A 10,204-nucleotide genomic window follows, 5' to 3' on the forward strand; every position below is an offset into this window, starting at 1 on the left:
TTATCGCTGTCATCTATAATTCAAACCCCAGTTTAACCTTTATTCCAAAAGAAATGAGTTTTAAAGACTGATTTTTAAGAATTACACTGTTACTCAATGGCTTTTCCGGATTTAGTTTATTATAACTTATAAAGTTATCTGCTCCACCTTTATTACTATTGTTTAATCCGTAATCAAAATAAACACCGGTATGTAAAAATATATTTCTGGAAATTTTCCATCGTAGCCCTGTTTCAAGAGCGAAGAACCATGTAGTTTGTAAATCCAGATCTCCCTTTGATTTTATAGAAGGATAGTTTCCAAACCCTTGTTCAGGGATATTGTCTATAACAGCATTAGTGTCAGGGTAATATCCTTCTGTTGTCAGTGATTCTGATATGCTTTCAAATGATTTTTTTTGTGCAAAACCTATTTTTATTCCTGTTGATGCATAGAGTGAAATATTTTCCTTTAAAGGTTTCAGGTATTGTACCATAACAGGAATCTGAATATATCCTATTTTTTGTTTTTCCTGATAATTTTTGATTTTGTACCTATATTCCAGAGACTCATTTTCATTATCAGTTGTTATATAGCTTCCTTCCAAATTAGATTTTTTCATTTTGTTATTATACATACTGTATTCTATTCCGGTCTGTAATCCAATATGAGATGATATATAATAGGTGTATCCGATTCCAAAGCTACTGCCAAATTCAGAAATTTTTTCATGTGATTGTTGTGCCGTTACTATTCCTGATGTAAGAAGTGCTGCAAAAATGATTTGAATTTGTTTTATTGTTTTAATTCTCATGTTTTGACTTTATTTGACTATAATTTTAAATTCTTGTTCGTGTATTTTTGAAACGACTTTAACTATATAGATTCCCTTAACCATAGGAAGAATTAAAGGAGTAATCGTACTCGTTATCTTTTGCGTTTTTAAGTTGACTCCAATACTGTTATAAAGGGTAATTACAGCATCACTGATAAACTCTTCAGGCATATTTGTAGCATCCAGATATAAAGTTTGTCCAGAAGCAACAGGATTAGGGTAGGCTATCAGATTTGTTTTTTTCAGACTCAGTGATTTCCCCCAGGTTCTTAAAATACCATCCTGTATCGTCATTTCTACAATGTATTCAGCTGTTTTCATATCTTTGATCTGAAGATATTGTTTGCTGCCTTCTTCTATTCCGTTTTTATACCATTTATATTCTGTGAAAGTGTAACCCCCATTAACAGCTGAATTATTGTTTACAATATAAGTATCTCCCCATTTTAATTTTACAATCTCGTCAAAATTAAAACGTTTTTCTATTGTTACATTATATTTTATGCCACTAACTGTAAATTCTACATTTTGTACAGATGCTTTTGTGACCTCTATACTAAATGGGTTCTTTTGGTTTTCTATTATAATATCTGTAGGTAAATCCACATATATTTCTATTGTTTTTCCAGTATATTTTTCAGGTATTAAATAGGTTTTACTCAGATCCCATATTTCATTATTTATGAAAACATCATAAATATTTGCTTTTTCTTTTATAATAAGGTTCTGATTAATAGATGTTGCCGGATTATAATTTTGATCCCCATCCTGAGAGGCCGTTATAATTGTTGTCCCCTCTTTTAAAGGATGAATTTCCCCATCTATAATAGTAGCTACTTCTGTATTAGAACTGGTATAAGTTATAGGTAGTCCAGAAGAAGCCGTTGCGTTTAGTTTACTATTTTCACTTGGTAATTCTATTTCTTTTAAAGCATTAAAAGTAATAGTCTGATCCTTCTTTTTTGTTTTAGAAACGATAATTAGTTCACGTTCTACAACAGGAGCCGGATTATAATTTTGATCCCCATCCTGAGAGGCCGTTATAATTGTTGTTCCCTCTTTTAAAGGATGAATTTCCCCATCTATAATAGTAGCTACTTCTGTATTAGAACTGGTATAAGTTATAGGCAATCCAGAAGAAGCCGTCGCGTTTAGTTTACTATTCTCACTTGGTAATTCTATTTCTTTTAAAGCATTAAAAGTAATAGTCTGATCCTTCTTTTTTGTTTTAGAAACGATAATTAGTTCACGTTCTACAACAGGAGCCGGATTATAATTTTGATTCCCATTCTGAGAGGCTGTTATAATTGTTTTTCCTTCTTTTAAAGGATGAATTTCCCCATTTATAATAGTAGCTACTTCTGTATTAGAACTGGTATAAGTTATAGGTAGTCCAGAAGAAGCCGTCGCGTTTAGTTTACTATTTTCACTTGGTAATTCTATTTCTTTTAAAGCATTAAAAGTAATAGTCTGATCTTTCTTTTTTGTTTTAGAAACGACGATTAGTTCCTGTTTTGCAACAGGAGCCGGATTATAATTTTGATTCCCATTCTGAGAGGCTGTTATAATTGTTTTTCCTTCTTTTAAAGGATGAATTTCCCCATTTATAATAGTAGCTACTTCTGTATTAGAACTGGTATAAGTTATAGGTAGTCCAGAAGAAGCCGTCGCGTTTAGTTTACTATTTTCACTTGGTAATTCTATTTCTTTTAAAGTATTAAAAGTGATTATCTGATCTATCTTTTTAGCTTTATTGCGGACACAGCGTATAGCAGCATGATGGATAGTATTTTTATTCCTATACTCCCGTATTTTCGAAGCGGTAGTAAATACACTATGAAAGAATCCATCGTTTAAAAAACTGGCTTTCTCTCCTTCTTTATCACCAGAGTCATACACACCGTCTTTTGTAATTACTCCTGCAGGAAGTATATTAAATCCTACCTGAGCGGCTTTAATCGTATTGATTTTGCTGGGACCTTTAGCCCATAGTCCATCAGCAATTTCATCTCTGTCCCCTCCACATTTTAAACATTGAACTACTTCTTCTTCTGATTTAAGAGCTAATTCTGTTTGTAAATGTTGCGATAGCGCTCTAAAATGATTGTTATTAGCCAGTTCCCACCCGGTAGGGCATCGATTATTCATTTCGGTATTTGTAGGATACATACGTCCGTATACTTTTCCTGTTGGGTCATTTGTTCCATACATTCCAATAGTACCTCTGCTGGTTTCATCAGTTCCGTTATAGCCATCCCAGTCTAGATTGGTCATAAACCAGTCTTTGTCTCCATAGCTTTTATACGGATATTGTTTAGCATCACGAGGATCTGTGAATACGCCTTTTTTTGAAGTATAATTACAATATTTATTTTTAGAGATCAGAGGGTTTTCAGGTTGTATATTTTTGTCATTACTTGGATTTGATTCAGTAATTCCTTTTAATTGAAGAGGAAGCCATCCTTTATAGTTTCCTGCAAAGAATTTTTCACCACTTACTAAGTGAAGTTCGTCTACACGTTTTGGTAAAGGAAGTTTTGCTTTTTCAAATTTTTCATCTAAATCTTTTTGATAATATTCATCTTTAATCTTAACACCCCAAGCATCAAAAAAGTGACGTAGGTCATATCCGCTGACCTGAGAAGCTTTCCATATTAAATAGAATTTTGTTTCATCATCGCTAGTAGATTCTTTTTGTTCTTCACGAGTCACACGATGAAGATTTTTATAGAACTGATCCCCAAAAATATAAAAAAACTGCTCCCATAATAAGAAACGAACTTCATTATAATTAACACCTCCGGCAGCTTGTTGTAATCGTTGATCCGGCATTTCATAGAAACGTTCTCGATCCGGTAAAGAGAAATATCCTTTTATTTTTTCAATGTTTCGATCTGGTGTACGGACATAAGTACTGGAACCTCCAAAATAGCGTTGTACTTTATAAGAATAGATATTAACGGAAGATTCTGTTGACTGAGGGATTTGATATGCTCCTTGTTGATGTTGGTGCCCTACTTCATGTGCTACCATCCATGGTCCGTTAACGGATCCGTTGGTTGGTGTTTTTAATGGAATTAAAATTTTTATCGGATCAGGATAAGCGGTGATATAATCAGTTGCATAAGGATTAGAATCTTTATAGGTCTGTACCATTAAATAACGAACCTCACCAGCTTTAAGTCTATGATGAATAGGGTTAGGGTCATTATCGTCCATTCCGCTAATATCATCTTCTATCTCCAGTAGTTTATGAAAGGAATCCATCCATTCTTTTTTATTTGTTGTTAGTGAATGTTGTATTGCTGCTGTTTTTGTTGCAACAACACTCATTAAATCTGATGAGAATAGCACTTCTAAAGCATTATATTGTTGTATCATTTCAGTAAATTCTTTATCACTGGTTATACCATATTTATAATGTGGTGCCCGTACCTGCTCGCTATTATCAAGAAAACTCACTTTTATTTTCCCTTTTGGGTCACCTTTTTTTTGTCTTACATAACGAAATGTAATCATTCCTCCCTGATGCATGGCTCCATCAATTAGATTTGTACCCTCATGAAGATTAATATAAGTGACATTTTGTACTGTATTCGGATCAAAAGGGCTTACTTCTCCTATTGTACCGATGACCAGAACGACATTAGCTCCATCATTTGAAGGAGTTAAAGTTTCCAGTTTTATATTTAGTTTTTTGTTTTTATGTAAGTAAAAACCAGTTAGCGTATGATCAAATTTTTTCAGATTCTGTATTAAGCGACTTTTTTCCTTATCAGCACTGTTTATTTGTTTTATTTCAAACGTAGTAGGATATGGAGTTGTTATAGGAACTTGTTGTGCAGTAGTTTTATTGTTTAGAAATAAAGCTAAAAGAAGCAATATAAAAAAAAATGTTTTTTTCATAAAAGATAATTTGTAATTTTAATATTGAGAGTATTTTTTTTGTATTATCCTATTTTGATTCATAGAATGTAGTATAAATGTTTTATTGTTATGAAAGCATTACATTGGAGGATTATAGAATTGGTTTTTAAAAATCATTTATGTTTATTTTAAGTATTTGTGTGTTTCTATAACTCTTTAATAGATCTTTTATTGTGAATCTGAGGTTGTTATAGTTGTCAGATAGTATTGTAGGTATGATTATTTGTATAACTTTGGATAAAGAAGAGTACGGTTTTTTGTTTTTTTTTGAAATATTTTAAAAAAAAAGCATAAAAAAAGGGTTATCCTGTGGATAACCCTTTTTATTGTAAAAAGAAAGATAATTAGAATCTTCTTTTATCTTTAATTCTTGCTTTTTTACCGGTAAGTTCTCTGAAGTAGAAAATACGAGCTCTACGAACTCTACCGACTTTATGAACTTCAATTTTTTGTAAAGCTGGTAAATTCACAGGGAAAATACGTTCAACACCTACAGAACCTGACATTTTTCTGATTGTGAAAGTTTCAGTACTTCCAGAACCTCTTCTTTGTATTACTACACCTTTGAAGAACTGAGTACGAGTTTTTTCACCCTCTTTAATTTCATAATACACAGTAATTGTGTCTCCGGAATTGAAGTCCGGGAAATCTTTTTTTGCAACAAATTCGTCGTTAACGAATTTCATTAAATCTGCCATGATTTTTTATTTAAAATGGTTTTCCAGAGCAACATTCACGATTATCGCCAGAGGTTGGTCTAAATTTGGTTGCAAATATAATTATTATTTCTTAGCTACAAAGCGCTGAATACTAAAATATTTACGATTTATGATATTAGATGTACGATATATTACAGAGAGTAAAGAACAAAGAAGCAAGATATTTATAATATTAGATTTACCAAGAGGTACGTTTTAGTGTATCTGTATTCGTGATGACTGAAGAATTTTTTATATTTTAATTTTTTGTTTTCTCAACTTGGATTGTTTAATTTTCAACCAACAACCAACAACCAACAACCAACAACCAACCATCAACCATCAACCATCAACCATCAACCATCAACCATCCAGTAAATCCGGTCGTCTGTTCTTAGTATGTTCATAGGCTTTGTCCTCCCTCCATTGTTCGATTTTTGCAAAATGGCCACTGGTCAGAACTTCCGGTACCTGCCAGTTTTTATATACAGCAGGCCGGGTATAAATAGGAGGAGCGAGCAGGTTATCCTGAAAAGAATCTGTTAAAGCAGACGTCTCATTGCCCAAAACACCCGGTATTAGTCGGATAATAGCGTCAGATAGTACAGCCGCACCTAATTCCCCTCCGGAAAGTACATAATCACCGATAGAGATTTCTTTTGTAATAAAATGGTCTCTTACACGCTGATCGACCCCTTTATAGTGTCCACATAGAATAATGATATTTTTTAGCATTGACATTTTATTTGCCATTCCCTGATTGAAAGTTTCTCCGTCCGGGGACATATAAATAATCTCATCATAGTCACGCTGACTTTTTAAATGAGTAATACAATCATCAATTGGTTGTATCATCATTACCATTCCTGCACCACCGCCAAACTGATAATCATCTACTTTTTTATGCTTGTCAGTAGTGTAATCTCTCAGATTATGAAAATGAACTTCAGCAAGACCTTTATCAATTGCTCTTTTCAGGATAGAAGCATCAAAAGGACCTTGAAGTAATTCAGGTAAAACAGTAATAATATCAATGCGCATATAAAATCATTTAAGGGGCAAAGGTAATACTATTCTTGATTATTGGATAATTAGATTTTTCGATTATTAGAATCTTTAAACCAAATAGTTTATAACGCTCTAATGTGTTGAGGTTTTAGAAAAGATATTAATAATAATAACTCCAACAATAATAAATAGTATTCCAATTACAGCAGGCAGATCCGGAATTTGTTTATAGAGAATAGCACCTGCTATTGAAATTAAAACTATTCCGATACCCGACCAGAGTGCATAGGCAACCCCGACAGGTATTGTTTTTAAGGTAATACTCAAAAAATAAAAAGCCAGAACATAACCGATAACTACAATTATACTCGGTCCGATTTTAGTAAACTGCTCCGAAGCCTTTAGTGCAGAAGTGGCAATAGTTTCAAAAATAATGGCTAAAAACAGAAAAATAAAATTTTTCATAACATAATTTATCAGTTAAGAAGTAAAGATATTAAACATCAGTTTAAAATTAATATTGTTTTTATAAAAAATTCCGTATCGTACTCTGCTGGTGCTCGCGCCAGGGGGTATTAGTCGCTCTGCCGACTTTCAGTCTTTCAACATTTGACTTTCGACTTATCAGAACTTTAAATTTTAAACCTAAAAAACAATAATTTCTAATAGATAATTATTTAAAGAAAACGTATTTTTTAAGCATACTTGTTTGCTTTATGGTGTATTTTAGTAAAATATTATTAATTAATTTGTGTTTTTTGTAAAAAAACGTTTATAATACTGTAGGAGTTTGCTTCAAAAGAATTAAGTTTGTTTTTTAAGAAAAATTTCACTTAAAGTCGATTACCGTATGAAAAGAATACTACTATTATTGGTTAGCTGTTTTTTATTTTCAGCCTTTCGACATTGGACTTTTGACTTATTAGAACTTTAAACAAATAACCCAGTTCTCAGTTTCAGTATACAGTTCACAGTTCACAGTTCACAGTCTCAGTGCTCACTAACAACCAACAACCAACAACTAACAACCAATTACCAACAACCAAAAACATATGAAACAACATTATTATCTATTCCTTTTTCTGATTTCGTTTATAAGTCAGGCACAGGATAAAAATCATGAAGGTATTCCTGTCGAAGGCGTAACTCCTATTTTACAAACCGATTTCGTTCAGTCTTCTTCCGAAGCTGTTCCACAAGAAGCCACAAAGAGAAGCAGTCCGAAAATAAGCCCTCAGAATTCAGGTTCCTCCGAATTTGGCGTAACCGAAGGGCAGTTATCCGTTTCTCTGAGCGGAGCAGCTATTTATGATATTCCCATTGCCGTTGCTCCCGGAATCAATGGCGTAGTGCCGTCCGTCAGTTTATCCTATAACAGCCAGAGTGGTAACGGACTGGCAGGTTACGGCTGGAATATAAGCGGAGCATCAGCTATTACCCGAATTCCTTCCACTACCCATCATGATAATAATATTTCCGCAGTTAATTTTACCGCTAGTGACCGTTTTGCACTGGACGGACAGCGCCTGCTTTTAAAAAGCGGTATCTATGGTAAAGACGGAGCCGAATATCAGACCGAGGAATTTTCCAATATAAAGATTACTTCCCATGGTGTTTCTCCACATGGAGCAAATTTTGGACCCGCTTATTTTAGGGTGTATTATCCCGATGGTTCCTCCGCGCAATACGGATCAACCAATGTTAGTTCACCATTAGAGTATGCCATTGCTTACCAATCCGATCCGCAGGGAATTCGAATTAATTACACCTATACTGTTTTAGAGAATGTATTAAGTCTTTCCGCTATTCAATATGGTATGTCAGGCACAAATACGCCCATTAATGAAATCCGGTTTATTTATAAAAAGAGAAAACGTCCCGAACAATCTTTTATCGGCGGACTCTCTTTTTTAAGAAGCACCATTCTAAGCGAAATAAAAGTAATAAGTAGCGGAATAGGTTACAGGAATTATAGCCTTAGCCACGATGTTACCCCGACAGGATTTGGATACGAAAGAATAATAAGCGTTCAGGAAAAGAGTGGTGATAACAGTACAAGTTATGATCCTCTCACTTTTATCTATGAAGACACCGAAGATTCCGGTTTTAAAAATGATGTCATTTCCTCTATGAGTGTTACCAATATCGATTATACCAATGCAGGGATGGTATCCGGTGATTTTGGCGGTAACGGAAAGATGGATTTTCTTTTATATCCTACTACAGGAGCCAATGCTAAATCAATGTATTGGGTCTTTACCGATATTGATAAAGGTAGTACAATGAATATCGGGTGGATCCATACTGTAGGAACCTTTAAAGAAATTTTTCCGGTTTCCTGGCTGAACCATACCGGTAAACTAATGCCCTATCAGGGTTGGACCGTAGTAAAAGAAGAAAACGATAAAGTAGATTTCAGTACCTATTCCGCCGGTTCCACCAGCTCCATTTATTTTCAGTATAAAAAAGAATATACCTTTCCTAAGTTTGTATACTATACAGAACATCCTTTAAGTTGCAGACAACCTAACAGACCCCCTGTTAAGCACGAAGTAAGTGTTTCCAAACACTATATCAGCGGGGATTTTAACGGAGACGGATTAACCGATATACTAGCCATAGAGAACAATGTAACCTACCGGCAGAATTATTGTGATCAGAATAATAACAGCCAAGCAGGCACCGGATCAGAATACGGCAGAGCTTTTTTTGTCAACTTAGACCGAAGATTAACCACTAATTTTGTAACCCATGTAGGAATTACCTCCGTTACACCTGCCAGTAAAATAATGGTTGCCGATGTAAATGGTGACGGTAAAGCCGACCTTTTAGTATTTAATCCCGGAAGTGTATCCGTATATTCTTTAAGCGAAGCGAATAGATTACAAGTCATAGCTTCTTTTTACGACTCGTCCATTGATAGTAGCAAACCCATCTTATTAGGCGATTATAACGGTGACGGTAAGATTGATTTTGTTATTCCGGAAAAGAAAGGGAAGGATAGCTGGAATTTTTATTTTTCTACAGGAGTTTCTTATATTAAAAAAAATACCGGTTTATATTTAAACTATGAAGAAGGCTATGTAGGGAATCAACTGGTATGGGATGATTTTTCAAATGCATCTTATGGTATTCATTATTGTTTAAAAGAAGTACACTATATTCCCGGTGATTATAATGGCGATGGAAAAACCGATATTTTAGTTCAGAAAACCTATACCGCTTCCGGTAATGAAAATGTTGGCAGAAATGATGGAGATCCGATACTGACCACAATCAGAATCTGTGAAAATGTAGTTTCCAATCCGGAGGATATTAATTTTATGGTAAAAAGAGGAACTACTAAGCGTACCGGTTTCCATAAACATGCTGTTCCGATATTTCTGACCAATGAGAAAAGAAATCATCATTTAGAATATGCTTTAATCAGTAAAAACAAAATAATCCATTTTATAAACGAAAAGGACAATAGAGAAGACGTTGCCTTACGAAAAGTGGTCAGTGGTGATCAGATCACCGAAAGTATACAGTATCAGCCGATAAGCAATAATTCCTATGATTCCTACCAACAAGTATATCAGTCCGGATATACAGAAACCTATCCCAATATGGATATTGAGAGAGCCCCCGGTTTAAAAGTGGTTTCCAAAATAGAAAATACGTACAGAGCCATTACCAAGCAACAAGATTTTAACTATCACGGAGCCGTTTCCAATACTCAGGGACTGGGCTTTTTTGGGTTTCGTTCCGTATTACA

The 10,204-nt window shown here is 34.1% G+C and carries 6 protein-coding genes; 1 reads left to right on the top strand and 5 read right to left on the bottom strand.

The window, feature by feature from the left end; genetic code table 11:
- Positions 1-13 precede the first annotated feature (13 nt).
- From AC4FQX_RS14465 to AC4FQX_RS14485, 5 genes are all read right to left on the bottom strand, one after another.
- On the bottom strand, positions 14-793 hold the full coding sequence (locus AC4FQX_RS14465) for an outer membrane beta-barrel protein (RefSeq protein ID WP_491168431.1): 780 nt from the start codon (positions 791-793) through the stop codon (positions 14-16).
- A gap of 9 nt (positions 794-802) precedes the next feature.
- Positions 803-4,720 carry a M60 family metallopeptidase gene (locus AC4FQX_RS14470; protein ID WP_491168432.1) on the bottom strand — a complete coding sequence of 1,306 codons (3,918 nt, stop codon included), beginning with the start codon at positions 4,718-4,720 and terminating at the stop codon, positions 803-805.
- Positions 4,721-5,085: 365 nt separating this feature from the next.
- The gene (gene rplS, locus AC4FQX_RS14475) at positions 5,086-5,439 is read right to left on the bottom strand and encodes a 50S ribosomal protein L19 (RefSeq protein WP_491168433.1); all 354 of its coding nucleotides are present in this window, start codon (positions 5,437-5,439) and stop codon (positions 5,086-5,088) included.
- Between the two features lie 363 nt (positions 5,440-5,802).
- Positions 5,803-6,480: a tRNA (guanosine(37)-N1)-methyltransferase TrmD gene (gene trmD / locus AC4FQX_RS14480; RefSeq protein ID WP_491168434.1), complete on the bottom strand. Its 678-nt coding sequence runs from the start codon at positions 6,478-6,480 to the stop codon at positions 5,803-5,805.
- Positions 6,481-6,579: 99 nt separating this feature from the next.
- A complete protein-coding gene (locus AC4FQX_RS14485) occupies positions 6,580-6,912 on the bottom strand; it encodes a DMT family transporter (protein ID WP_491168435.1) in 333 nt (110 codons plus the stop codon).
- Positions 6,913-7,499: 587 nt separating this feature from the next.
- On the opposite strand from AC4FQX_RS14485, the gene AC4FQX_RS14490 reads away from it, so the two are divergent.
- The coding region (locus tag AC4FQX_RS14490; protein ID WP_491168436.1) for an FG-GAP repeat domain-containing protein at positions 7,500-10,204 on the top strand (2,705 nt) is incomplete at its 3' end.

It is taken from the genome of Flavobacterium sp. AK-301 (genome assembly GCF_058310215.1).